Annotated in this window: 22 protein-coding genes; 7 read left to right on the top strand and 15 right to left on the bottom strand. The window is 62.5% G+C overall.

What is annotated here, in order from left to right; all coding sequences use genetic code 11:
• Positions 1 to 57: 57 nt before the first annotated feature.
• The 4 genes from BUE09_RS01275 to BUE09_RS01260 all read right to left on the bottom strand — a co-directional run bounded on the left by BUE09_RS01275 (position 58) and on the right by BUE09_RS01260 (position 2,671).
• Complete coding sequence (locus tag BUE09_RS01275; protein WP_073298911.1) at positions 58 to 945, bottom strand: polyprenyl synthetase family protein; 888 nt, start codon at positions 943 to 945, stop codon at positions 58 to 60.
• On the bottom strand, positions 942 to 1,184 hold the full coding sequence (locus BUE09_RS01270) for an exodeoxyribonuclease VII small subunit (protein ID WP_019340082.1): 243 nt from the start codon (positions 1,182 to 1,184) through the stop codon (positions 942 to 944). The genes BUE09_RS01275 and BUE09_RS01270 overlap by 4 nt, the downstream gene beginning before the upstream one ends.
• Before the next feature lie 94 nt (positions 1,185 to 1,278).
• Positions 1,279 to 2,049 (bottom strand): sulfite exporter TauE/SafE family protein, encoded by a 771-nt coding sequence (locus tag BUE09_RS01265; RefSeq protein ID WP_073298910.1) that lies wholly within the window; start codon positions 2,047 to 2,049, stop codon positions 1,279 to 1,281.
• 190 nt (positions 2,050 to 2,239) lie between these two features.
• Positions 2,240 to 2,671 (bottom strand): Cd(II)/Pb(II)-responsive transcriptional regulator, encoded by a 432-nt coding sequence (locus BUE09_RS01260; protein ID WP_073298909.1) that lies wholly within the window; start codon positions 2,669 to 2,671, stop codon positions 2,240 to 2,242.
• Positions 2,672 to 2,772: 101 nt separating this feature from the next.
• Here BUE09_RS01260 and BUE09_RS01255 point away from each other — a divergent pair, with 101 nt between their 5' ends.
• Positions 2,773 to 3,432, top strand: a complete 660-nt coding sequence (locus BUE09_RS01255; RefSeq protein ID WP_073298908.1) for a cation diffusion facilitator family transporter — start codon at positions 2,773 to 2,775, stop codon at positions 3,430 to 3,432.
• A gap of 59 nt (positions 3,433 to 3,491) precedes the next feature.
• Here BUE09_RS01255 and BUE09_RS01250 read toward each other — a convergent pair whose 3' ends face one another.
• From BUE09_RS01250 to rloA3, 3 genes are all read right to left on the bottom strand, one after another.
• Positions 3,492 to 4,490: an SDR family oxidoreductase gene (locus BUE09_RS01250; protein WP_073298907.1), complete on the bottom strand. Its 999-nt coding sequence runs from the start codon at positions 4,488 to 4,490 to the stop codon at positions 3,492 to 3,494.
• 23 nt (positions 4,491 to 4,513) lie between these two features.
• Positions 4,514 to 5,974 carry a vitamin K epoxide reductase family protein gene (locus BUE09_RS01245; RefSeq protein ID WP_231975538.1) on the bottom strand — a complete coding sequence of 487 codons (1,461 nt, stop codon included), beginning with the start codon at positions 5,972 to 5,974 and terminating at the stop codon, positions 4,514 to 4,516.
• Between the two features lie 226 nt (positions 5,975 to 6,200).
• Complete coding sequence (rloA3, locus tag BUE09_RS01240; RefSeq protein ID WP_083380786.1) at positions 6,201 to 6,740, bottom strand: retropepsin-like aspartic peptidase RloA3; 540 nt, start codon at positions 6,738 to 6,740, stop codon at positions 6,201 to 6,203.
• 295 nt (positions 6,741 to 7,035) lie between these two features.
• On the opposite strand from rloA3, the gene BUE09_RS01235 reads away from it, so the two are divergent.
• Positions 7,036 to 7,932, top strand: a complete 897-nt coding sequence (locus BUE09_RS01235; protein WP_073298906.1) for a manganese catalase family protein — start codon at positions 7,036 to 7,038, stop codon at positions 7,930 to 7,932.
• A 474-nt stretch (positions 7,933 to 8,406) separates the two neighbouring features.
• On the opposite strand, the gene BUE09_RS01230 is transcribed toward BUE09_RS01235, so the two are convergent.
• The 4 genes from BUE09_RS01230 to BUE09_RS01210 form a co-directional block, all read right to left on the bottom strand.
• On the bottom strand, positions 8,407 to 9,135 hold the full coding sequence (locus tag BUE09_RS01230) for a formylglycine-generating enzyme family protein (RefSeq protein WP_073298905.1): 729 nt from the start codon (positions 9,133 to 9,135) through the stop codon (positions 8,407 to 8,409).
• Between the two features lie 3 nt (positions 9,136 to 9,138).
• Entirely contained in the window at positions 9,139 to 10,215 is a 1,077-nt protein-coding gene (gene nirK, locus BUE09_RS01225) for a copper-containing nitrite reductase (protein WP_073298904.1), read from the bottom strand.
• Between the two features lie 539 nt (positions 10,216 to 10,754).
• Positions 10,755 to 11,282: an inorganic diphosphatase gene (gene ppa / locus BUE09_RS01215; protein WP_015275614.1), complete on the bottom strand. Its 528-nt coding sequence runs from the start codon at positions 11,280 to 11,282 to the stop codon at positions 10,755 to 10,757.
• A gap of 139 nt (positions 11,283 to 11,421) precedes the next feature.
• The gene (locus BUE09_RS01210; protein WP_073298902.1) at positions 11,422 to 12,234 is read right to left on the bottom strand and encodes a M90 family metallopeptidase; all 813 of its coding nucleotides are present in this window, start codon (positions 12,232 to 12,234) and stop codon (positions 11,422 to 11,424) included.
• A gap of 169 nt (positions 12,235 to 12,403) precedes the next feature.
• Between BUE09_RS01210 and BUE09_RS01205 the strand changes: the two genes are divergently transcribed.
• Positions 12,404 to 12,832 (top strand): RidA family protein, encoded by a 429-nt coding sequence (locus tag BUE09_RS01205; protein ID WP_073298901.1) that lies wholly within the window; start codon positions 12,404 to 12,406, stop codon positions 12,830 to 12,832.
• A gap of 68 nt (positions 12,833 to 12,900) precedes the next feature.
• On the opposite strand, the gene eutC is transcribed toward BUE09_RS01205, so the two are convergent.
• From eutC to exaC, 4 genes are all read right to left on the bottom strand, one after another.
• Positions 12,901 to 13,695 carry an ethanolamine ammonia-lyase subunit EutC gene (eutC, locus tag BUE09_RS01200; protein ID WP_073298900.1) on the bottom strand — a complete coding sequence of 265 codons (795 nt, stop codon included), beginning with the start codon at positions 13,693 to 13,695 and terminating at the stop codon, positions 12,901 to 12,903.
• Between the two features lie 408 nt (positions 13,696 to 14,103).
• Positions 14,104 to 15,498 (bottom strand): ethanolamine ammonia-lyase subunit EutB, encoded by a 1,395-nt coding sequence (locus BUE09_RS01195; protein WP_073298899.1) that lies wholly within the window; start codon positions 15,496 to 15,498, stop codon positions 14,104 to 14,106.
• A gap of 177 nt (positions 15,499 to 15,675) precedes the next feature.
• Entirely contained in the window at positions 15,676 to 17,124 is a 1,449-nt protein-coding gene (gene eat / locus BUE09_RS01190; RefSeq protein ID WP_073298898.1) for an ethanolamine permease, read from the bottom strand.
• 165 nt (positions 17,125 to 17,289) lie between these two features.
• Complete coding sequence (gene exaC / locus BUE09_RS01185) at positions 17,290 to 18,810, bottom strand: acetaldehyde dehydrogenase ExaC (RefSeq protein WP_073298897.1); 1,521 nt, start codon at positions 18,808 to 18,810, stop codon at positions 17,290 to 17,292.
• 204 nt (positions 18,811 to 19,014) lie between these two features.
• On the opposite strand from exaC, the gene mpl reads away from it, so the two are divergent.
• The 4 genes from mpl to ftsH all read left to right on the top strand — a co-directional run bounded on the left by mpl (position 19,015) and on the right by ftsH (position 23,444).
• Positions 19,015 to 20,364 carry a UDP-N-acetylmuramate:L-alanyl-gamma-D-glutamyl-meso-diaminopimelate ligase gene (gene mpl / locus BUE09_RS01180; RefSeq protein WP_073298896.1) on the top strand — a complete coding sequence of 450 codons (1,350 nt, stop codon included), beginning with the start codon at positions 19,015 to 19,017 and terminating at the stop codon, positions 20,362 to 20,364.
• A gap of 134 nt (positions 20,365 to 20,498) precedes the next feature.
• Positions 20,499 to 21,128: a flavin prenyltransferase UbiX gene (gene ubiX / locus BUE09_RS01175; protein ID WP_073298895.1), complete on the top strand. Its 630-nt coding sequence runs from the start codon at positions 20,499 to 20,501 to the stop codon at positions 21,126 to 21,128.
• 80 nt (positions 21,129 to 21,208) lie between these two features.
• Positions 21,209 to 21,493 carry a YceK/YidQ family lipoprotein gene (locus BUE09_RS01170; RefSeq protein ID WP_073298894.1) on the top strand — a complete coding sequence of 95 codons (285 nt, stop codon included), beginning with the start codon at positions 21,209 to 21,211 and terminating at the stop codon, positions 21,491 to 21,493.
• A 124-nt stretch (positions 21,494 to 21,617) separates the two neighbouring features.
• Positions 21,618 to 23,444: an ATP-dependent zinc metalloprotease FtsH gene (gene ftsH / locus BUE09_RS01165; RefSeq protein ID WP_073298893.1), complete on the top strand. Its 1,827-nt coding sequence runs from the start codon at positions 21,618 to 21,620 to the stop codon at positions 23,442 to 23,444.
• Positions 23,445 to 23,450: the final 6 nt, after the last annotated feature.

Genomic DNA, 23,450 nt, shown 5'->3' with positions numbered 1-23,450 from the left:
TGCATGCCGGCCGCGCACCCTGGGCGATGCGGACCGGTTACGCGGCGAGCATGACCTTCAACTGCGGCGTTCGACGATAAAGCAGGCCAGCTGGCGCAGCGGCTCGGCGCTAGGTCCGAAGGGGGCGACGGCGTCGAGCGCCAGATCTCGCAGTTCCAGCGCATAAGCTTTGGCGCTGTCCATCCCCAACAGCGCCGGGTAGGTGGGCTTGTCGCGTGCGATATCGGCGCCCTGATGCTTACCCAGCGTGACGGTATCGCTCTCCACGTCGAGGATGTCGTCCTGCACTTGAAACGCTAGGCCGATGGCCTGCGCGTATTGCTGCAGCGCTGCCAACGTCGGCGCCTCGGCGCGGCCGCTCGCGAGAGCACCGAGACGTACGCTAACTTCGATCAGTGCGCCGGTCTTGTGCCGGTGCATCAGCTCCAGCGCGGTTCTATCAAGCTTCAGACCCACCGAACCGAGATCGATGGCCTGGCCACCGACCATGCCGGCTGACCCGGCTGCGCGTGCGAGGCTGGCCACCATATCCAAGCGCAGTGACGGATCCTGCGGGTTGTGCGCCTCGGTCGCCAGCGCCTCGAAGGCCAGGCTCTGCAGGCCGTCGCCGGCGAGAATGGCGCAGGCTTCGTCGAAGGCCTTGTGTGTGGTGGGCTGGCCGCGGCGCAGGTCATCGTCGTCCATGGCCGGCAGATCGTCATGCACAAGCGAATAGGCATGAATCAGTTCCACGGCGCAGGCCGCGCCATCCGCCTGGGCCACGTCGCCCTCGAGGGCTTCGCACGCGGCGTAAACCAACAGGGGGCGGACGCGCTTGCCCCCATTCATCACGCTATAGCGCATGGCTTGATAGAGGCGTTCGAGTTGCGGCCGAGGCGGGGAGAAGAGCGTGTCGAGGCAGCTATCTACGCGTTGCTGGCAGCGTTTCTGGTAGGCGCCGATCATGCTTGCGGGTCCACCTCGAATGGTGCTTCCTGCAGTTTGCCGTCGCGCTCGAGGAGGATTTGCACCTTCTGCTCAGCCTGGCTAAGGGCTGCCTGGCAATCGCGGGTCAGGCCGATGCCCTGCTCGAAGCAGGTCAGCGAATCCTCCAGCGATAGCTCGCCACTTTCCAGACGCTCGACCAACTGCTGTAACTCGGCGAGGGATTGTTCGAAATCGAGGGCGACTTTCTTGCGGGCCATGCTGGAACCTGTCTGCGGCTGCTCTGAATCGGGCGCGACACTAGCAGAGCTCTGCCGCAGAAGCCATAAGCCGAGCGGGCTAGATGCCTGTCGGTCACGGCAGGTACATGGCTTTGAAGTAATAGACGGTCATGACGCTGCCGACCAGGATGACGAACAAGCGCAGCCAGGTTGCGGGTAATTTTTTGCTCAGCGCGCCGCCAGCGTAGCCGCCAAGCGTGGTGCCCACCAGCAGGATCGCCAGCTCGTAGCCACTCACCCGACCGGCGATCACGAAGGTCGCTGTGGCCACGCTGTAGATCACTGCAGAAATCAGGTTTTTCAGCGCATTGGCGCGGACCAGCTGATGGCCTTCGATGGAGAAGGCCGCCAGTTGCAGGATGCCCATGCCGGCCCCGAAATAGCCGCCGTAGATCGAGACCAAACCGTGAGCGGCCAGTGAGGTCGGGGCGTGAGGCGGCACCGCATTAGTGTCCTTGCGGCGCGCTGCGAGCCAGCGGCTCAGCCAGGGACTGGCGGCGAACAGCGCGGTGGCGAGCAGTAGCAGCCAGGGAATGAGCAGGCTGAAGACGTCATCGCCGCTGGCCAGCAGCAACAGGCCGCCCAACAGGCCGCCGACCAAGCCTGCCAGCAGCAGGGGGACGAGATAGCGGCCAAGAGGGCGCAACGCCGAGCGTGCTGCCCAGGCGGCGGCGAGACTCGCGGGCCAGAGCGCTACGGCATTGGTTGCGTTGGCGGTCACGGGCGGCAAGCCCGTTGCGAGCAAGGCGGGAAACGAAAAGAAGGTGCCGCCGCCTGCGAGTGCGTTCATACCTCCCGCAGCAAAGCCGGCAGCGATCAACAGCAGCATATCGAACAAGGGCATTGGAAAGGCTCGCGGCAAAAGAGCCGAAGAGTATCGCTGCCGCTCGGTTGCGCCAAGCATGCGATTCCCTGTTCTTAGCGACGACCCATGCCTGCGAGGCGCCGGCAGGCGATGTTTTGCTCTCGGATGGAGCTGGTGCGCATGCCAAGTCTCACTGGCACCGCAGTTGCCCTGGGCGAGAAGCTACTGCCTACGGCTGCGTCTTTTCGCCGCCGCCGTCGCCAGCCATCGGCGTACTGCTCAGCTCGTTGAGAATGCCGCAGCCGTGCATGGCACTGTCGCCGGTGCAGCAGCTGCGCAATTCCTGCAACTGACGTTCGAGGGCGTGCAGGTTTCCCAGTCGCGTGCGGACGCGTTCGAGCTGCTCGTCGATCAGCAGGTTGATGTCACCGCAGCTGGCGTCCGGGTGATTGGAGAACTCCAGTAGCCGGCGGATATCAGCCAGACCAATGTCCAGTGCGCGGCAATGGCGGATAAACGTCAGCTGCGCCAGCTGCCTGGATGAATAGGACCGGTAACCGTTGGCGCCGCGCTCCGGGGCGGGCATCAAATCGATCTTTTCGTAATAGCGAATGGTCTCGACGTCGACCTCGGCCGCTGTGCTCAGCTCGCCTATGCGCATCATGGCCTCCTGCTTGCCGGCTTGATTCGGTAAATGGGGCTTGACCCTGGAGTTGCTCCAGGGTGTGCAATGGCTGCGAATATAGTTCAGGAGGACATCCGATGTCGTCGAGATGCTGTGATTCCGGTTGCTCAACCCCGGCGGTCAACCCGGCTTTTCGCAAGGCCCTGTGGGTTGCGCTGGCGATCAATCTGCTCATGTTTGGTGTGGAAATCATCAGCGGGCTGCGTTCGGGCTCGGTCTCGCTGCTGGCCGATGCCATCGATTTCGCCGGCGATGCTGCCAATTACGGCATCACCTTGGTGGTGCTGTCGATGGGGTTGGTCTGGCGCTCACGGGCGGCCCTAGTCAAAGGCGTGACGATGCTCGCGTTCGGCGTATTCGTGCTGGCTCGCGCGGGCTGGTCGATTTATGCCGATGTGGTGCCCGAGCCGCTGACCATGGGCATCATCGGCGCGCTGGCGTTGATTGCCAATGTCGTTGTGGCGCTGATGCTCTATGCCTTTCGCGAGGGCGATTCGAACATGCGCTCGGTCTGGCTCTGCAGTCGCAACGACGCGATTGGTAACGTCGCGGTAATGATCGCCGCCGCAGGGGTGTTTGGCACCGGCTCTGGCTGGCCGGATCTGATCGTGGCGCTGGTCATGGCCGGCCTTGCCTTGTCCGCCGGTTTTTCGGTCGTTCGGCAGGCGCGGCAGGAGCTGACGTCTCACTCTGCGACACAGCGTTCATCTGCCTCGGCCGACTCCAAGGCAGGTTGACGGAGCCACGAGGTCGGAATCTGTCCGGCCGGGCCGCGGCAGGCCGCCCGTGCGTGACGCTAACTGGCGATTGCGGCGACCAGCGCAATGACGAGTACCGCGATCACCGCCAGCCCTCCGGCCGCCAGCTTGCCAACTGTTTCGGCACTCAAAGCGAGGGCTTTGTCTTTTACGTGACTGCCGAACCGACCATCGATTCGGTGCAGGCCGTCGACCGGCTGGAACAGGTTGTCAGGCTGTTCGTCACTGGCCGGTTCATCAGTCATTTGCCCGCTCCAGGCCTGTTTGGCCATCATCCGGTCGAGCAGGCCGGGCATGAACATGTTGCCGATGATCGCCTGGAACGAGGCGCGCCCCAGCCAGAGTTCACGCGGCGCGTCGGTCGCGGCGCGCAGAATGGCGCGTGCGGCCACCTCCGGCGTATGGATGGGTGGAACCGGCTGCGGGCGTTTGCCCATCTTGTTACGCGACCAGTCGAACTGTGGGGTGTTGTGCGCGGGAAGCTGGACCATGGTCAACCGGACTCGGCTGTTGGTATGGATCAGTTCGCAGCGCAGCGAATCGGTGAAACCTCGGATTGCGAATTTCGCCGCGCAGTAGGCTGATTGCAGCGGAATTGAACGGTAGGACAATGCCGAGCCGACCTGGACGATGGTGCCGCGGTTGCGGGCCTCCATGTAGCGCAGCGCCGCCAGCGTGCCGTGAACGAAACCGAGATAGGTGACTTCGGTGACCCGCTTGAATTCCGCGGCGCTGGTCTTGTTGACCGGCCCGAAGACCGTCGCCATAGCGGCATTGACCCATACCTCGATCGGACCCAGTTCTGCTTCGATTCGCTCGGCGGCGTGATCGATGGCCTCGGCATCGGCGACATCGGCCGAAATCGCCAACACCTTCGCGCCGGCCGCTTCCAGCTCTTCGCGTGTGTCGGTAAGGCCCTGCTCACCGCGTGCGATCACCGCCACGCGAAAGCCCGCCTGCGCGAACGCATGGGCGGTTGCGCGGCCTACGCCAGCAGTGCCTCCACAGATCACGGCAGTCTGTTCGCGGTCGCTCATCTAAAAGCTCCTGTCTTGGTGGGTTAGCGCAGAAGCGCGTTCCAGCCCGCATAGCGGTGGCGAATCGGTCCGCGCGGCAGGCTCAGGCCAATGACCAGTACGCCGGCGATCAGGCTGCCAGCGGTAGCGGCGAAGTCGGCGCCCTCCAGAAAGGACGGAGCGGCGATCAGCCAGGCGCCGATCGGCAAGTTGAGAAAGCGCAGCGGACGTGCCACTTCAGCGAAGGCCAGCACCGAGACGGTGATCAACAATGAGCCCATCAGGTGGTCGCTGTTGGCCATCGACCCTTCAGTGCCGAAAATCAGACGGGTGCACATCAGCCAGACGCCAAGACTGCAGAGCAAGGCAAGGCCCCACGGCAGGTTTACGCCGCGCAGGCCTTTCAACGTCATGGATGACAAACTGCCATCGAACTCCGGCGTGTTGTCTTCCCGTGCGCCTTCCATTGCATCGCCGTGCCAGAAGGTCTTCCAGAAGGGTTTGCCACGCCTGCGCGCATCCTTGAGGAACTGCCCCATGGCCACCAGCTCATCCAGGGCGTAGGGCATCATCACCAGCATCGCCAGCGCCTGGACCAGGCAGAGCGTGCACCAGGTGTCGATGAAAATCGGCTGCGCGATGATGAAGAAGATGCTCACTGCGCCCAGCGGCACTACTACCACGCCGAACGCGGCGACCATCCAGGGCATGGTCCGCCAGCGGCGGGCGTCGCCCATCACCGCCATCAGGAGCTCGATCATGTAGGCCATGACACCCACACCGGCATCGGAAACCGGCCAGGCGCGCGACATGTCGGAGGTGATGATGGTCTCGGTGCCGTTGGGTTCGGTTCCGAAGAATGGATCCCAGGCGTTGGCCGTATGCCCCAACTGGTAGCCGGCCAGATAGCGCGCCAACAGGATGCCGATTACGGCGAGAAGAGCGATGGGCAGCCGCTGCATCCAGGTCGACGGGTTGTAATCCCAGCCCGGCGGCACGGCAGCCTTCTGCATCATGCCGCTCATGCTCATGCCGGGCATCATTGGCACCAGCGTCGAGAAGGCGATCACCAGTCCGCCGACCAGAATCGCGTTGCCATAGCTGGCGGGTGAGGGCGTCCAGAACAACAGCGGCGCGAACATCAGCCAGAGGCCCATGGCGGTGTTCGCCCACTGCGCCCAGGCGATACGTTTCAGCGAAAGTATTGAAAACAACAAGATTAAGGCACCGCTGGCGACGTCGTTCCAGGTCATCAGCAGGGCGCGAGTGGCGACGTCCGGGAGTGCGCGCTCAGTCGCCAGCCTCGGCAAGTCGAGATCGGTCGGTGCGATGTTCAGGTAGCCAAAGATAAAGGGGGCGCTGAGCACCCAGAGACCCAGCAGCGCATTGACGAAGTGGCACCAAAGCGTGGCGAGCCTGCGCCGCTCCATCATCTGCATGTGCGTGTCCATGCTCATGTCCGACGGCATGGCGCCCTGTCTCAGGTATTCACCTTGATGCTCCACGAATCCCCCGCATGACCGGTCGTTGTGCTGAAATCTGCCCCGGCAGCAAGGCAGCAAGGCAGCAAGGCAGCAAGGCAGCTGCCTCGCTGCGGCGACAGCGCTGCTGTTCAGTTGACCGGAGGGGGTTGGGTGAGTTGCAGAAAAAGCGCCGGGCTTGCGGCTCGATGCCGACCGCTGCGCTAAAGGTGCTGGCTAACACGCAGCGCTCGGTCGGGTCTGGTAGCCGTTACTGCGCGGATTCGGTGCAACTTGGCTCGACGGTAAAGGTCTTGGAGGAATCCACCAGCCCAACTTTCTCCAGCGTGCGGCGGCCAATCAGCACCGGATAATTCATCTTGTCCCGGTCGTTTAGCGAGAACTGCTCTTCGTACATCTGGTTGCCGAGGCAGACCTTCATCATCACCACAGGGCGCTCTTCGGCGCCGCCTGCACCGCGTACCTTGATGTCTCGTACCATCTCGCGCTCCAGGCGTTTCTCGATTTTTTCGTCGGTATCGATATCTTGGAGTTCGAGGGTGAAACGCACCCAATCGTCGCCATTTTTCTCGAATAGCTCGATGTTCTCCGCATGCATTGAGGAGGTCAGCGCGCCGGTGTCGAGCTTGAACTTCACGGCGACTTTCTCAGGGAAGATCAAACCTTCCTCGACCCAGCCAAGCACCTGTGGCGAGCCTGCAAATCCTGGCGTGCTGCCGAGCGAGAGCGCTGCGGCTGCAAACATCAAAGGGATGAAACGGTGATGGATGGAACTTAGGGGATGACGCATGTGAGACCTCGATCGGCAAAGCTGTGGTTTCGATAGAGTGGCCTCGCCTGGATCCGTTCACGTTTTTTTCATGGCAGGCAACGCAAAGCGGCGGGCGACAGACCTTCAAGCAGCGGCGACAAGCCATTGCCATTTCTTATGGCTGTCATTGAAAAAAACAATCGGATGGCTTCCGCTCGTTGCACTCCACAACTAGGGCCGCCTGCAATCAGCGCAATTCGCAGCGACCACTTTCGACCACTTTCGACCACATAGGAGGCAGTGAATTAGGGAAGCCCAACCTGAGAGGTGAATCATGTTCGTCCATAACAAACGACTTCAATACACCGTGCGAGTAGCCGCTCCGAATCCCGGACTGGCCAACCTGATGCTCGAGCAATTTGGCGGACCGCAAGGCGAGTTGGCCGCTGCGATGCGTTACTTCATCCAAGGCATAGCCGAGGATGACCCAGGCCGCAAAGATATGCTGATGGACATTGCCACCGAGGAACTCAGCCACCTGGAAGTTATTGGCTCCATCGTCGGCATGCTCAACAAAGGTGCCAAGGGCGAGTTGTCCGAAGGTGTTGAAAAGGAAGCCGACCTGTATCGCTCCCTGACCGGTGGCGGCAACGATTCGCACATCACCTCACTGCTGTACGGCGGTGGCCCGGCGCTGACCAATTCGGCGGGTGTGCCCTGGACCGCGGCGTATGTCGACTCCATCGGTGAGCCGACCGCCGATCTGCGTTCCAATATTGCCGCCGAGGCGCGTGCCAAGATCGTCTATGAACGACTAATCAATGTGACCGACGACCCAGGCATCAAGGATGCACTCAAATTCCTGATGACCCGCGAAATCGCACACCAGAAATCATTCGAGAAGGCCTTGCACGCGATTCAACCCAACTTCCCGCAGGGCAAACTCCCGGGTGAGCCGCAATTTGCTAGCGTCTACTACAACCTTTCGCAGGGCGAGGGCGATCTGCGTGGCCCGTGGAATCAGGGACCAGAGTGGGAGTTCGTCGAGAATCCGCAGCCTGCTGTAGATGGCGGTGATGGAACGCCTTCCGTTGACCTGAGCAAGGCGCAGCAGAAAGTCGTGCAGCAGATGGCGGTGCGGACGCAATCTGATGTTTCCGTCGACCCGATGACCGGGGCGGATCTCGGTTCGGGAGCCGCGGTGTCCGGGTCTGCTACGAAAAAGAGCTAAGCCGTCATGATCGGTGCCGGTGTGGACGCACATCGGCATCGCCTGACTTGGGTTTAACTTCAACAAAGCTTGAGCTGCCCTGCCGATCTTGACGATGCAGTTCCGCGCCGTGCTCCCTTCATCGGTAACTTGTACGCTGCCGTTTGGTCAGGGGACGAGCAGGCAGGCGGATGACGCAAGCCAGATGGCGTTCAACGCGGAGCGGGGGCGAGCCATTCATGACCATCGCTCTCTATATCACCGGGATACCGGTCTAGCGGTCCTCGGTTAGACCCAGCCATGAGGCGGTTGGCGAGCAACGGGTGTGGTAACGCTGAATGTGTTGCATGAGTGCCGACCTGGCGAGCCTATGTTCCAGCCCGATACCGACCTGCCTAGTTAGCATCGCGAAACGTACAGCTTCTTGGCGCTAAGTGCGTTCGGATCGAGAGTTGCTGGGTGGTTTGTATCCCGGCGGTCAACGATAGTAACTGCTCAGTCGTCGCGCACCAGCCGCAAACCCAGATGAGTCGGCGGCTGACCTACCGAGCAGGCACCGCTGGTGGGGTCACGCTCGAACTCCGCCAATACCGAAGGATGCCGCCCGGCAGCGATGCGAATGCCGCAGAAATCGCCGGCATTGCGCGAGAAGCAGGTGTCGGTCCATTCCCAGACATTGCCGCCCGCATCCAGCAAACCGTATTCGTTACTGCCATAGCCGCCGAAGGGCTTGAGCGTTTCCGGCAGGCGTTCGCGATTCGCGCGCTGCGCATACTCGGCCAGCCAGCGTCGGGCCGGGTTGTTCGGATCATCGACGGTCGGGGCTTCGTCGATGTAGGCCGATGCTGCCGCCAGCACCCACTCGCCGTGCCGCGGCAACCGATAGCGATGGCCGCTGCGACGCGACAGCCAGGCAGCATAGGCGTTGGCATCCTGCCAGCTCAGTCCCACCGCGGGCAGCTGTGCGACCCTCTCGTCGGCTGCAGTTTCCAGCGCCGGGCAATCGCCCTCATCGACACACATGGCGTACTCGGCCTGGCTGACCTGCCGCCGCATGATCGAAAATTCCTGCAGCGCCTCTTCCTGCACATCGCTGCTGCCCGGCAGGTGATAGTTCGCCAGGCCGGCCGGCACCACCACCAGTTCCGGCCCTACCAGCGGCTCGTTACAGCCGCTCAGCAGGCCAAGCAGCAGCGGTGCCGCGCAGTACAGGAAGCGCTGCATGGCCTACTCCTGCGCAACGATCGGGCCGGGCGCCTTGATCTGCTTCATCAGTTCGTCACTCCACTCGCCATCCACGACGATGTGAGCGGCGGCGCCCATCTCCGCCTCGATCAGGTTGTGGTTGAGGTACGCAAAGACCCCCGGCTGGCGGAAGGTATAGAGCGCCACGGCTGCGGAGCCACCGCGCACGAACCAGGTCTCGAGGTTCTTCAGCGGCGGGTTGTCGAACTTGCCGGTTTCCCACACCCAGTCACCATGGCCGCCGATAAGGTGCGGACGGCTATCACGATTAGCTTGCGAATGGATGAACAGAACAGACTCACCGACCTTGGCGGTCAGAGCATTCTTGCCGGTCAAGGCGCCGACCCGACCGTTGAAGACCACGTGTGATGGAATCAGGCCACGCATGGTTTCGCGGGTGTCGCCGTAGCTGTCCATCAGCGTGTTGTAGTTCTTGTACTTGCCGTCCTTGTCCTTGGGGATATAGAGATCAGACTCGCCGATGGTGTAGACACGGTCGTAATGCAGCGGTTTGCCGGCCGGGTCCTTCAGACCCTCGCGCGGCAGCACCATCAGCGTTCCGCTCATGCCCGCCAGCACGTGCCAGGCAACCATGCCTTCCGGCGCACAGTGGTAGACGAAGGTGCCGGTACGATCGGCCTTGAAGCGCAGCACCACTTCCTGGCCCGGAGAGACCAGCGTCAGACCGGCACCGCCCAACGCTCCGGTGGCCGCATGCAGGTCGATGTTGTGCGGCATGCTGTTGCTGGCCGGGTTGACCAGGGTGATTTCCACGAAGTCACCCTCGTGCACCACCATCGTCGGTCCCGGCATTGACCCGTTGAAGGTCATTGCCTGCAGGGTGGTGCCCTGGTCGTCGATGACCATTTTCTTTTCTTCGATGACCAGGCGGAACTGGACCACGCGGGCTTCCTTCGGTGCCACCTGCTGGTGGTCGTGCACCTGCGGCGGCGCAACCAGATTGACCTTCACGTGGGGCAGCGCGTCGACTGCATCCGCCAGTGCATGACCGCTAAACGCCAGAGCCACCGACAACGCTAGATGCTTGATACCGTTCACAAGTACTACTCCTGCAGGTTTTTAGTCTGCGCGTATTACGCGGCGGACGCCGACAGGGAGCCTTGAGCGTAGACAAGAAGAAGGGGCTGGTGGCAATTTGACGCAGAAGGTAGCTGATTGCTGCGATATACACCGGTTATCGCAGCAGTACGGCGCGAATCGATGCTCGCGAGCGCGAGCGGGCGAAGTTAACTACGGCTGACTAAGGCGCGTTAGTGGATAGCTAGGCGTTCAGCGTTATCCGAGACGGCACGCAGATATTATGGCCATCACCGTGCCGCCTGGCGCTATTGCAGCGTGTCAAGAAGGTAGCTGGCGTCAGGGCCATACCATCGGTGCGGAACAGGCTGAGAGAGGGGATGACCTGCGTTCGCAGCTAAGGCAGCTGGCCAAGGAAAATTCACGCGCGGTTTCAGTCAATCACAGCACCAACAGCGCCGACAGTCATCGTTGTGAGTCTCTTGTCGTTTAAGGCTGGAGAGGAAACCTGTAGGCAATAAAAAGCCGGCTTGTGGCCGGCTTTTCTTCAGTGCTTCGGCTTACTTCTGATAAGCCTCGGCAGCTTTGATGATGGCGGCGCGGGCGGCGTCGGCGCCTTCCCAGCCTTCAACCTTGACCCACTTGCCCTTTTCGAGATCCTTGTAGTTCTCGAAGAAGTGCTTGATCTGCTCGATCAGCAGCGGCGGCAGGTCGGTGTACTCCTTCACGTCCACATACAGCTGGCTCAGCTTGTCGTGCGGGACGGCAATCAGCTTGGCGTCGCCGCCGGCCTCGTCGGTCATGTTCAGCACGCCGACCGGACGGCAGCGGATGACCGAGCCCGGGGCAACCGGATAGGGCGTCACGACCAGCACGTCGAGCGGGTCGCCGTCATCAGCCAGGGTGTGCGGGATGAAGCCGTAGTTGGCCGGATAGAACATTGGCGTGGCCATGAAGCGGTCGACGAACAGGCAATCGGTGTCGTGATCGATTTCGTATTTGATCGGCGCGTGGTTGGCCGGGATTTCGATGGCGACGTAGATGTCGTTTGGCAGGTCTTTGCCGGCCGGGACTTTGCTGTAGCTCATGAACATTGCTCCGTGGTCGGCCGAGGCGGCCTGGGGCGAAAAAAGTGGGCGCGATTATAGGCGCACTGTCGGGCGTTTTGCCATGCCGGTCTCGGCGGACTTTGCTGGCAGAGTGATGCGCGCATTCGACGGTGCGAACTCAATGAGGTTCCGCGTACGCCGGGTGGTCGTGCTGAAGCTGCTGCAGGCGCAGCAGCGGATCCTGGCGGTAGAACGCGGCCAGTTGCTGATAAACCTCGGGAAAGGCCTCATGCAGCATGTCCGGTGCGCTGAAAAAGTACTCACTGGTGACGGCGAAGAACTCGGCGGGGTTCTCCGCGGCGTAGGGGTCGATCGGTGTGTGGGCGTCGGGATTGGCGTCCAGTGTCCTGTTGAGCGAGTCGTAAGCGCTCTGCATCACCGTCGCCCAGCTGTCGATGCGCATGTTGCGGTGCAGCGGTGGTAACCCATTGGCGTCGCCGTTGAGCATGTCCAGCTTGTGCGCGAGTTCGTGGATCACCAGGTTGTAGCCTTCCCAGCTGCCGCTTTCCCGTACGCCCGGCCAGGCCAGGATCACCGGTCCCTGGAGCCAGGCTTCGCCGCTGTGCTCGCCGTCCCATTCGTGCACCACGCCAGCCGAGTCGCGGTGCTTCTGCGGGCTGTGAAAATCGTCGGGGTAGATCACGATCTCATGGAAGCCCTGATACCAATCCAGATCGGCCAGATGCAGCAACGGCAGCTGCGCCTGTGCAGCCAGACGTAGACGATCCGTCAGTTGCAACTCGACGCCGGGCAGGGCGGTAAGTCGCTTGGCATGCAGAAACAAAAGGCTGCGCTCACGCAACCGCTCGGTTTCCTCTTGAGTAAGCCCATCGAGGATCGGCAGGCTGTCCAGCACCTGTTGCCACAGCGCCGGTTCGATGGCGAGGCGGGCGAGGATGCGCTTGCGGTGCCAGTCGCGAAAAGACCACATGGGAGAGTTTCCAGTCTGGGGCCGACAACCTTAAGCGGGGGGCAGGGCGCCGGCAAGCCGCGTGGCTGATCCCACTTGTCTGCCGCAAACCACTGGGCGTCATGCTGAACGTACTACCATCCAGGTCGGGGCCTACGGCATTCAGCCAGACTTGATAAACGGAGCACCCATGAGCGAATCGGACGTTTCACCCAAGCCGACATTTATCAATCCGCTCGGACTCTATGATCCCGCCCCCAACGGTTATTCCCACGTAGCACTGGTTCCCGGGGGAACGCGGCTTGCGTTTATCGCAGGGCAGGGCGGTGAAACGGAGGACGGTCGGCTATCCGAAGACTTCCGCGCGCAGGTCCGACAGGCGATGGCGAACCTCTTGATCGCCATCGAGGCGGCAGGTGGACAGCCCTCGCAGGTAGCCAAGCTGACGGTGCTTATTGTGGATCACGACAATCAGCGGCTAGGCATTCTCGGTGAAGAGTTGGCGCGGGCATTCGGCGCGCAGATGAAGCCGGCCTGCACACTGGTACCGGTCCCACGCTTGGCGCTGGATCAAATGTTGTTCGAGGTGGATGCCGTTGTGGTGTTGCCGGCGACGTAACCGTTCGCTAGCGGCAGGAGCGCTCTGCTAGGAGCCTGGCAGTGTCGGGTTCTGCCGGATCGCTCTGATCAACCCAGCAGGAAGTTGCCGACGTTCGGCGAGTCGCCATCGAGGCTGAGCATTTCCGCTTCGTCCTTGAGGTTAACGCCAGAGAGCTGTCGGCGGCAGGCTTCACGCATCAAATGAATCAGCCGGTGGGCGGCGAGGTTGTAGCTCAGGCCTTCCAGGCGGATGTTGGAGATGCAATTGCGGTCAGCATCGGTGCGTCCGACTTTGGGGTCGTAGGTATAGTACAGGCCCAGGCTGTCCGGGGAGCTCAGGCCGGGGCGCTCGCCCAGCAGCATCACCACCATTTTCGCCTTCAGCCGTTCACCCACTTCATCGCCGAGCGCGACGCGGCTTTGCTGCACCAGGCTGATCGGCGCGAGGCTCCAACCGTCTTTCGCGATCTGCTCCTCGATTCGCTGCAGCAGGGGCAGGGCGTGGCGCTGTACGGCGAGCGCTGACAGGCCATCGGCGATGACGATGGCCAGGTCGTAGCCCGCTTCGTGCTGCTGCGCGTGGTTGTCCAGCAACTCTGCCGAGGCTTCGTCCAGCCGGCGGCCCAGGTCGGGACGCTGCAGGTAGGTGTTGCGATCCGGGGCGGCGCTGTGAAGTTGCATGACTCGGTGGCCGCGTTGCTCCAGCTGCAAAGCCAGGTCATGCGTGTCGAGCGCCAAATGCACAGCGTCGCGCGCCTGCGCATGGGCGAACTGAAAATCCAGCTGGGCATCAGTGGGCAGACTGGCGCCCGCACGACCCAAAGCGATGCGTGCCGGGGTGAGCTGGCGCAGCTGCCTCCACGGATTGGGGATATGGTTCATCTCGCTACCTACCGTCAAGGTGCTGGGTTCTGCGGGAGCGGCCTTGGCCGCGAAACTGGGAGAGAGCCATTCGCGGTCGAGACCGCTCCCACGGGACGGTGTGGGCGCGCGGCCCGTTTGCGAGTGCGGTTGATCCGACGGGGCGGTGTGGGTGACTGGTTGCGGCGTCTTCATCGGATTCGAGTGAGATTTTCCGTTGGGTCGAAGCGGCCGGTGCTGGTGCTGGTGCTGGTGCTCGGGTTGGGCTTCGGGCTGATGTGCGCGCCGCTGGGGTTGGGCTTTTCGTGGGAGCGGCCTTGGCCGCGAAGCTGTGTACGGACCATTCGCGGTCGAGACCGCTCCCACGGGGGTGGTGTGGGTTGACGGCCCATTTGCGGTTGAGGCTGCTGTTAAATGTGCGCGGGTGCCTCATGCGATTTTCTCCAGCGCCCGGCGAAACGGCTCGGGCAGGTTGCGGCCGAGCTGCAGGTGGCCGCCGTCCTGTCGCAGGATGTCCATCTTTGCCAGCCATTCTTCGAACTCCGGTGCCGGCCGGAGCCCCAGGCTCTGACGCAGATAAAGGGCGTCGTGGAAGGAGGTGGTCTGGTAGTTGAGCATCACGTCGTCCGAGCCCGGAATGCCCATGATGAAGTTGATGCCGGCGGTGCCAAGCAGGGTCAGCAGTACATCCATGTCGTCCTGATCGGCTTCGGCATGGTTGGTGTAGCAGATATCGCAGCCCATGGGCACGCCGAGCAGCTTGGCGCAGAAGTGATCCTCTAGCCCGGCGCGAATGATCTGCTTGCCGTTGTAGAGGTATTCCGGACCGATGAAGCCGACCACGGTATTGACTAGCAGCGGCTTGAATTTCCGCGCCACGGCATAGGCGCGCGCCTCGCAGGTCTGCTGATCGACGCCATGGTGTGCATTGGCCGACAAGGCCGAGCCCTGGCCAGTTTCGAAGTACATCAGGTTATCGCCGACGGTGCCGCGTTTCTGCGACAGACCGGCCTCGTAGCCCTCCTGTAGTACGGCCAGGTTAATGCCGAAGCTGGTGTTGGCCGCTTCGGTGCCGGCGATGGACTGGAACACCAGGTCCAGCGGCGCGCCACGGTTGATCGCCTCGATAGAAGTGGTGACGTGGGTGAGGATGCAGCCCTGGGTCGGTATGTCGTAACGCTGGATGATGGCGTCGAGCATCTTCAACAGTTCACAGATGCCGCTGGTGCTGTCGGTGGCCGGGTTGATGCCGATCACCGCGTCGCCGTTGCCGTAGAGCAGGCCGTCGACAATACTTGCGGCAATGCCTGCGGCCTCGTCCGTGGGGTGGTTCGGTTGCAGACGCGTGGACATGCGCCCGCGCAGGCCAATGGTGTTGCGGAACTGGCTGACGACGCGGACTTTCTGCGCGACCAGAATCAGGTCCTGCACACGCATGATCTTCGATACTGCGGCGACCATTTCAGGTGTCAGGCCCGGTGCCAATGCTGTGAGCGCAGCCTCGTCTGCAGCATCGCCGAGCAGCCAGTTGCGAAAATCGCCGACGGTCAGATGGCTGACCGGGGCGAAGGCTTCGGCGTCGTGGCTGTCGATGATCAGGCGAGTGACCTCATCGGTTTCGTAAGGGATCAGCGCTTCTTCGAGAAAGCGCTTGAGCGGGATTTGCGCCAGGCACATCTGCGCCGCGACCCGCTCGGCATCGCTGCCGGCCGCGACTTCTGCGAGGAAGTCGCCGGAGCGTGCCGGACTGGCCTTGGCCATCACCTCGCGCAGGCTGTCGAAGCGCCAGTTGGTGCCGCCCACGCTGTGCGAGTATCCCGTCATGCTCGTCTCCCATTGGCAGGTCGTGAATATCCCCTGCGTTGGCGTTACTGCGCCGAAAGCAGATTTGCGAGCCCAGTCGACATACTCATTTCCAACATAAGCTCGTACGCGAACCCGGTCCGCTTCAGTCCGCCGATGATGTGCACGGTTCGGTGGGCTAAAGCCCACCCTACTAAACTACTTCAACGTCGCTTCGGCGTTCTCGATCGCCGCGAACTCTTCTTCCGGCGTGCCGGCGACCAGGTGGTGCCGGCTGTAGAAGGCGAAGTAGGCGATGAAGATCCCGTAGATCACCACTGCTGCGATGACCACCCGTGGGTCGACCAGGAAGCCCGCCACCACCGCGATGCAGGCCAGCACCAGCGCCACACCTGAGGTCAGCACGCCGCCGGGCGTCTTGTACGGACGGTGCATATCCGGCCGGCGCAGGCGCAGGGCGATGTGTGAAGCCATCATCAGCACGTAGGAGATGGTTGCGCCGAACACCGCCACCAGAATCAATAAGTCGCCCTGACCGGTTAGAGACAGCACGAAGCCGATGATGCCCGGCACCACCAGCGCCAGCACGGGCGCCTTGTTCTTGTTGGTCAGCGACAGCTTGCGTGGTAGGTAGCCGGCTCGCGACAGTGCGAAGATCTGCCGCGAATAGGCGTAGATGATCGAGAAGAAGCTGGCGATCAGCCCGGCCAGGCCCACCAGATTGACGAAGCCACTCATCCAGGTCGAGGAGCCGTAGGCGGTGGTCAATGCTTCGACCAATGGGTTGCCCGATTCGACCATGGTGCTGGAACCGGCGCCACCGGGGCCGACCAGCAGGATCAGCCCGGCGAAGGCGGCCAGAATCAGCATGGCGCCGATCAGCCCGCGCGGCATGTCGCGCTGCGGGTTCTTGGTTTCTTCGGCGGCCAGCGGTACGCCTTCGACCGCGAGGAAAAACCAGATCGCATAGGGAATCGCCGCCCAGATGCCGACGTAGCCGTAGGGCAGAAAGCTGCTTGCGCCAGCGGCTGTGGTCGGCGCGATATCCAGCAACTTGTCGACGGAGAAGTGCGGCACCATCGCGACGATGAACACGCCCAGCGCCAGCGCGGCGATGGCGGTGATGACGAACATCAGCTTCAGCGCCTCGCCGACGCCGAAGATGTGGATACTGATAAAGATGACGTAGAAGGCCAGGTAGATCGCCCAGCCCCCGATGCCGAACAACGACTCGCAATAGGCGCCGATGAACACGGCGATGGCCGCTGGCGCAATGGCGTACTCAATGAGAATCGCCGTGCCGGTGAGAAAACCACCCAATGGGCCGAAGGCGCTGCGGGCGAAGCCATAACCGCCGCCTGCTGTGGGGATCATCGAAGACAGCTCGGCCAGCGAAAAGCACATGCACAGGTACATGGTCGCCATCAGCAGGGTGGCGATGAACAGCCCGCCCCAACCACCTTGGGCTAAGCCGAAGTTCCAGCCGGCGTAGTCGCCGGAAATGACATAAGCCACGCCGAGGCCCACCAGCAGCACCCAACCGGCGGCGCCTTTCTTCAGTTCGCGTTCCTGGAAATAGGTGCTGCCAACTGCTTCGAAATCAATGGCGTGTGTCGGGGGTGTCGCACTGCTGTGTTCGAGAGCCATAGGGGTCATCCTTCAATGGGTTCGGGTACGGCAGAAGCGGTAAAGCAAACGCTGTGCCCTCGCGATAGACCGCTGATTGCGGCGGCGAAAGGCACTGGTGGAGACACAGCCGCACCAGCCCGACGCCTTGCGGCGCGGGCGGGCACTTTTTCGGCGCATTGGAAGTTAGAAGAACCCCAATGGATTGATGTCGTAGCTGATCAGCAGGTTCTTGGTCTGCTGGTAGCTGTCGAGGATCATCTTGTGCGTCTCGCGACCGACGCCGGACTTCTTGTAGCCACCAAAGGCCGCATGGGCGGGGTAGAGGTGGTAGCAGTTGGTCCAGACGCGCCCGGCTTTGATCGCCCGGCCCATGCGGTAGGCGCGGTTGATGTCGCGGGTCCAGACGCCGGCACCCAGTCCGTACTCGGTGTCGTTGGCGATGGCCAGTGCTTCAGCTTCATCCTTGAAGGTGGTGACGCCGATCACCGGGCCAAAGATTTCCTCCTGGAATACGCGCATCTTGTTCGTGCCCTTGAGCAGCGTCGGCTGGATGTAATAGCCGGTGGCGAGCGAGCCTTCCAGTTTCTCCGCCGCGCCGCCGGTGAGCACCTCGGCACCTTCCTGCTTGGCAATTTCCAGGTAGGACATGATCTTGTCGAACTGCTGCTGGCTGGCCTGGGCGCCGACCATGGTGTCGGTGTCCAGCGGGTCGCCGCGCTTGATCTGCGAGACCTTCTTCATCACCGCTTCCATAAACGGCCCGTAGATCGACTCCTGCACCAGCGCCCGCGACGGGCAGGTGCACACTTCACCCTGGTTGAAGAAGCCCAGCACCAGCCCTTCGGCGGCTTTCTCGATGAAGGTCGGCTCGGCCTGCATGATGTCTTCGAAGTAGATATTGGGGCTCTTGCCGCCCAGCTCGACGGTGCTCGGGATGATGCTCTCGGCGGCGCGCTTCATGATGTGCGAGCCCACCGGGGTGGAACCGGTGAAGGCGATCTTGGCGATGCGCTTGCTGCTGGCTAGGGCCTCGCCGGCTTCCCGGCCATAGCCTTGAACGATATTGAGCACGCCCGGTGGCAGCAGATCACCGATCACCTCCATCAGCACGGCGATGCCCAACGGGGTTTGCTCGGCGGGCTTGAGCACGACGCAGTTGCCCGCGGCCAGCGCAGGGGCGAGCTTCCAGGCGGCCATGAGAATGGGGAAGTTCCAGGGAATGATCTGCCCGACCACGCCCAGCGGTTCGTGGAAATGGTAAGCGGCGGTGTGTTCGTCGATCTCGGCGGCGGTGCCTTCCTGGGCGCGAATGCAGCCGGCGAAGTAGCGGAAGTGATCGGCGGCCAGCGGGATGTCGGCGTTCAGGGTTTCACGCACCGCCTTGCCGTTGTCCCAGGTTTCGGTGATGGCGAGCATTTCTAGGTTCTGCTCGATACGATCGGCAATCTGCAGCAGGACCAGCGAACGCGCTTGCACGCTAGTCTTGCCCCAGGCGTCGGCTGCGGCGTGGGCGGCGTCCAGCGCCTTTTCGATGTCGGCGGCGTCTGAGCGGGGAAACTCGGCGATGGGTTGGCCGTTTACCGGGGACAGGTTGGTGAAGTACTGGCCGTTGACCGGCTCGACGAACTCGCCGTTGATGAAGTTGCCGTAACGGGACTTGAAGGAAACGACAGCGCCTTCGCTGCCGGGATGGGCGTAACGCATGATGAGTCTCCGGGACTTGTAATTGTGTGGGACTGCTGAGTTCAGCGTAGAACAAAGCCCGTTCGTCGGCAGGGCAGGCGACGTGCGGTGTCGGGGGCTCGCGGACGGGTGCTGTGCTAATCTGCGCCGCAGTTTTCGGCGCCGACACGCGCGGCTGTGCCGCCTGATCCGATTGCCCGGCGCGGCGTTTTTTAGAGGTCATCCATGCACATTCATATTCTCGGCATCTGCGGCACCTTCATGGGATCGCTGGCGGTGCTGGCCAAGGAACTCGGGCATCGCGTCACCGGCTCCGACGCCAACGTCTACCCCCCGATGAGCACCCAGCTCGAAGCCCAGGGCATCGAACTGACCCAAGGCTATGAGCCAAGCCAGCTGGAGCCCGCGCCTGATCTGGTGGTGATCGGCAATGCCCTGTCGCGCGGCAACCCGGCGGTCGAGTACGTGCTGAACAAGGGCCTGCCCTATGTGTCCGGCCCGCAATGGCTAGCCGATCACGTGCTGCAGGGCCGCTGGGTGCTGGCCGCTGCTGGCACCCATGGCAAGACCACCACCAGCAGCATGCTGGCCTGGGTGCTGGAACACGCCGGCATGAGCCCGGGTTTTCTCATCGGCGGCGTGCCGCAGAACTTCGGCATTTCGGCGCGCCTGGGCGGCACGCCGTTCTTCGTGGTCGAGGCCGACGAATACGACAGCGCCTTCTTCGACAAGCGCAGCAAGTTTGTCCATTACCGCCCGCGCACGGCAATCCTGAACAACCTCGAATTCGACCACGCCGACATCTTCCCGGATCTTGCGGCCATCGAACGGCAGTTCCACCATCTGGTGCGCACCGTCCCTAGTGAAGGCCTGGTCATCCATCCCGAGTCTGAAACGGCGCTCAAGCGCGTGATTGGCATGGGCTGCTGGACGCCCGTGCAGACCACTGGCGAAGGCGGCCAGTGGCAGGCCAACCTACTCAGCGCCGACGGCTCGCGTTTCGAGGTGATCTTCGAGGGCGCCGTTCAGGGCGTGGTGGATTGGGAGCTGACCGGCCTGCACAACGTCAACAATGCCCTGGCCACGCTTGCCGCCGCGCGTCATGTCGGCGTGCTGCCGAAGCAGGGCGCCGAGGCGCTGAGCGAATTCCTGAGCGTCAAGCGGCGCATGGAAAAGGTCGCCGAGGTCAACGGCCTAACTATCTACGACGACTTCGCTCATCACCCAACGGCCATCGCCACCACCCTTGACGGCTTGCGCAAGCGCGTTGGTGACACACCGATCATTGCGGTTGTCGAACCGCGCTCCAACTCCATGAAGCTCGGTGCCCATCGTGAAGGACTGGCCGAGTCGGTGGCGCTGGCTGATCAGGCGATCTGGTACGCACCGGCCAACCTCGGCTGGGACCTGGCCGCGACAGTCGCCGGCTCGCCGGTAGAGACGACTGTCTGTGATTCGCTGGACGCGATCATCGCCAAGGTGAAAGCCGACGCCAAACCGGGTACGCAGGTGGTGGTGATGAGCAATGGCGGTTTTGGTGGGCTGCACGTCAAGCTGGCTGAAGCGCTTGCGTAAAGCCGCTTGGTGGGCTGAAGCCCACCCTACAGTGCTTACGTTCGATTGAAGTTGCGGCTCCATGCGGGCCGCGGTTTGTAGGGTGGGCTTCAGCCCACCGGAACACGACCAAGCGGCAAAGGGAACAGATATATATGAACGGACCGGAACGCATCACCCTGGCCATGACTGGCGCGTCCGGCGCGCAGTACGGCCTGCGCCTGCTCGACTGCCTGATCCAGGAAGACCGCGAGGTGCACTTCCTGATTTCCAAGGCGGCGCAACTGGTGATGGCCACCGAGACCGACGTGGTGCTGCCGGCCAAACCACAGGCCATGCAGGCATTTCTCTCCGAATACACGGGCGCCGCGGTCGGGCAGATCCGCGTGTTCGCCAAGGAAGACTGGATGGCGCCGCCGGCATCCGGCTCCGGCGCGCCAACCGCCATGGTGGTGGTGCCGTGCTCGACCGGTACCCTGTCGGCAATTGCCATGGGTGCTTGCAACAACCTGATCGAGCGCGCCGCGGACGTGGCGCTCAAAGAGCGCCGCCAGCTGATCCTGGTGCCGCGTGAAGCGCCGTACTCCAGTATCCATCTGGAGAACATGCTCAAGCTGTCCAACCTCGGCGCCACCATCCTGCCGGCCTCGCCGGGTTTCTATCACCAACCGCAGACCATCGACGATCTGGTCGATTTCGTCGTGGCGCGGATTCTCAACCTGCTGAACATCCCGCAGGACATGCTGCCGCGTTGGGGCGAACACCATATCGTCAGTGACGATTGAGCGTGGCTGCATAGGATCGGGCAGCGACACCATCACCACGAAGTAACTACAAGAGTGGAGCGTCTGTGAAGCTATCAGCGATGCGATTCTGCTCTAGCGCTTTGGTCATCCTCCTGCTCTCCGGCTGCGCCACGGTGCGCACTTTGGATGCCGCTAAACCCGGCGCACCCATCATCTACTCAGGCACTCGGCTGGACTGGTACAGCCTCAACGGCGGCTGTTGCCCGCTGGACCGCTTTGGTGCCGAGGCGCCCAGGCATGCGGCGCTCGATCTGCCCGTCAGCGCATTGCTGGACACACTGTTGTTGCCCTTCGCCCTCGCAGCGGTATTGGGCATCGGGTTGGGTGTCAGCGGCGGTTTCTGATTGGGTCCGAGGCGCCACCAGATTGAGCTATTACTGATCCATGTCCAGCGTGGCTGCTGGTAAAGAGCCATAGTTGCTGGCATCCGCGAACATTCGTTTGGTTGTCAGCAGTTAGGAGAGAAGCGTGAAAGAGCAAGCCCAGTTTCACGTGAGTTACTGGTTCATCGCCGTCCTGGTTTTTCTCGGCATCCAGTACCTGCTGACGGCACAGCAGGAGGTCGCGACCATCCCTTACAGCGAGTTCGAGCAGCACCTCAAGGACGGGCGCATCGACGAGCTGGCGATCACCGAGCGGCGTATCGAAGGCACCTTCAAGGAGCCGTTGCCCAGCGGGCAGCGACGCTTCGTCAGTAACCGCGTCGAGCCGCAGTTGGCCGAACACCTGCAGCAATATCCGGTGCGCTACACGGGCAGAGTGGAGAGCACGCTGGTGCGCGATCTGCTGTCGTGGGTCGTTCCGGCGGCGCTATTCTTCGGCATCTGGCTGTTTTTGCTGCGCCGCATGAGCGGTGGCCTTGGCGGCGGCATGATGCAGATCGGCAAGAGCAAGGCGCGGGTCTACGTCGAGACCGACATGAAGGTGAGCTTCGCTGACGTGGCCGGCGTCGACGAGGCCAAGGACGAGCTCAAGGAAATCATCGAGTTCCTGCGTGATCCGCAGGCTTACGGCCGTCTCGGCGGACGCATGCCCAAGGGCGTGCTGCTGGTCGGCCCACCCGGCACCGGCAAGACATTGTTGGCACGGGCCGTGGCCGGCGAGGCGAAGGTGCCGTTCTTCTCCATTTCCGGCTCCGAATTTGTCGAGATGTTCGTTGGGGTCGGTGCCGCGCGGGTGCGTGACCTGTTCGAGCAAGCCCGTGCCCAGGCACCGGCGATCATCTTCATTGACGAACTGGACGCCCTGGGTCGCGCCCGCGGCGCCGGACCGCTGTCCGGCGGGCACGACGAGAAGGAGCAGACGCTCAACCAATTGCTGGTCGAGATGGACGGCTTCGATACGTCCAGCGGACTGGTCTTGCTGGCCGCCACCAACCGGCCGGAGATTCTCGACCCGGCATTGCTCCGCGCAGGCCGGTTCGACCGTCAGGTGCTGGTCGATCGCCCGGACAAAGTCGGGCGGGTACAGATCCTCAACGTGCACCTGAAAAAAGCCAGGCTGGACGCCGGAGTCGATCCCCAGGCCATCGCTGCGTTGACGCCAGGATTCACCGGTGCCGACCTGGCCAATCTGGTCAACGAGGCGACGCTACTGGCGACCCGGCGTCACGCCGAGGCGGTGGGCATGGAAGACTTTACCGCCGCCATCGAGCGCATCGTCGCCGGCCTGGAGAAGCGCAATCGGCTGCTCAACCCACGTGAGCGCGAAATTGTCGCCTATCACGAAATGGGCCACGCGCTGGTCGCCATGGCGCTGCCGGGTGTCGACCCGGTACACAAGGTATCGATCATTCCCCGTGGCATGGGCGCGCTGGGCTATACCATTCAGCGACCCATCGAAGATCGGTTCCTGATGACCCGCGAAGAGTTGGAAAACAAGATGGCGGTACTGCTCGGAGGCCGCGCCGCGGAGTGGCTGGTGTTTGCCCACCTGTCCACCGGTGCGGCGGACGATCTGGCCAAGGTCACCGATATTGCCCGGGCCATGGTCACCCGCTACGGCATGTCCCGGCGCCTCGGCCATATGGCATTGGAGCGCGAGCCCAATTCCTTTTTGGGCAACGAAGCGATGCTCGGCCTCAAGCCGCAGCATGATTACTCGGAAAGTACCGCCACGGCGATTGATGAGGAGGTGCAGGAGCTTGTTCAGTCAGCATTTCAGCGCAGCCTGGCGCTGCTTGAGGCACGACGGGAGCTGCTCGAGCGCAGCGCTAGCAGGCTGTTGCAGCAGGAGACACTGGAAGGTGAAGAGTTACTCAGCTTGAGTACTGCCTCAATCAGCGCCTCGGCATAGCCGACG

Source organism: Stutzerimonas xanthomarina DSM 18231, assembly GCF_900129835.1.
Taxonomy (GTDB): domain Bacteria; phylum Pseudomonadota; class Gammaproteobacteria; order Pseudomonadales; family Pseudomonadaceae; genus Stutzerimonas; species Stutzerimonas xanthomarina.
The sequence above is the reverse complement of the archived record's forward strand: the minus strand, read 5'-3'. Positions and strand labels throughout refer to the sequence as shown.

Coding starts and splice junctions, on each gene's coding strand:
- BUE09_RS01275 (WP_073298911.1), bottom strand. CDS start 945: ATGATCGGCGCCTACCAGAAACGCTGCCAGCAACGCGTAGATAGCTGC.
- BUE09_RS01270 (WP_019340082.1), bottom strand. CDS start 1,184: ATGGCCCGCAAGAAAGTCGCCCTCGATTTCGAACAATCCCTCGCCGAG.
- BUE09_RS01265 (WP_073298910.1), bottom strand. CDS start 2,049: ATGCCCTTGTTCGATATGCTGCTGTTGATCGCTGCCGGCTTTGCTGCG.
- BUE09_RS01260 (WP_073298909.1), bottom strand. CDS start 2,671: ATGCGCATAGGCGAGCTGAGCACAGCGGCCGAGGTCGACGTCGAGACC.
- BUE09_RS01255 (WP_073298908.1), top strand. CDS start 2,773: ATGTCGTCGAGATGCTGTGATTCCGGTTGCTCAACCCCGGCGGTCAAC.
- BUE09_RS01250 (WP_073298907.1), bottom strand. CDS start 4,490: ATGAGCGACCGCGAACAGACTGCCGTGATCTGTGGAGGCACTGCTGGC.
- rloA3 (WP_083380786.1), bottom strand. CDS start 6,740: ATGCGTCATCCCCTAAGTTCCATCCATCACCGTTTCATCCCTTTGATG.
- BUE09_RS01235 (WP_073298906.1), top strand. CDS start 7,036: ATGTTCGTCCATAACAAACGACTTCAATACACCGTGCGAGTAGCCGCT.
- BUE09_RS01230 (WP_073298905.1), bottom strand. CDS start 9,135: ATGCAGCGCTTCCTGTACTGCGCGGCACCGCTGCTGCTTGGCCTGCTG.
- ppa (WP_015275614.1), bottom strand. CDS start 11,282: ATGAGCTACAGCAAAGTCCCGGCCGGCAAAGACCTGCCAAACGACATC.
- BUE09_RS01210 (WP_073298902.1), bottom strand. CDS start 12,234: ATGTGGTCTTTTCGCGACTGGCACCGCAAGCGCATCCTCGCCCGCCTC.
- BUE09_RS01205 (WP_073298901.1), top strand. CDS start 12,404: ATGAGCGAATCGGACGTTTCACCCAAGCCGACATTTATCAATCCGCTC.
- eutC (WP_073298900.1), bottom strand. CDS start 13,695: ATGAACCATATCCCCAATCCGTGGAGGCAGCTGCGCCAGCTCACCCCG.
- BUE09_RS01195 (WP_073298899.1), bottom strand. CDS start 15,498: ATGACGGGATACTCGCACAGCGTGGGCGGCACCAACTGGCGCTTCGAC.
- eat (WP_073298898.1), bottom strand. CDS start 17,124: ATGGCTCTCGAACACAGCAGTGCGACACCCCCGACACACGCCATTGAT.
- exaC (WP_073298897.1), bottom strand. CDS start 18,810: ATGCGTTACGCCCATCCCGGCAGCGAAGGCGCTGTCGTTTCCTTCAAG.
- mpl (WP_073298896.1), top strand. CDS start 19,015: ATGCACATTCATATTCTCGGCATCTGCGGCACCTTCATGGGATCGCTG.
- ubiX (WP_073298895.1), top strand. CDS start 20,499: ATGAACGGACCGGAACGCATCACCCTGGCCATGACTGGCGCGTCCGGC.
- BUE09_RS01170 (WP_073298894.1), top strand. CDS start 21,209: ATGCGATTCTGCTCTAGCGCTTTGGTCATCCTCCTGCTCTCCGGCTGC.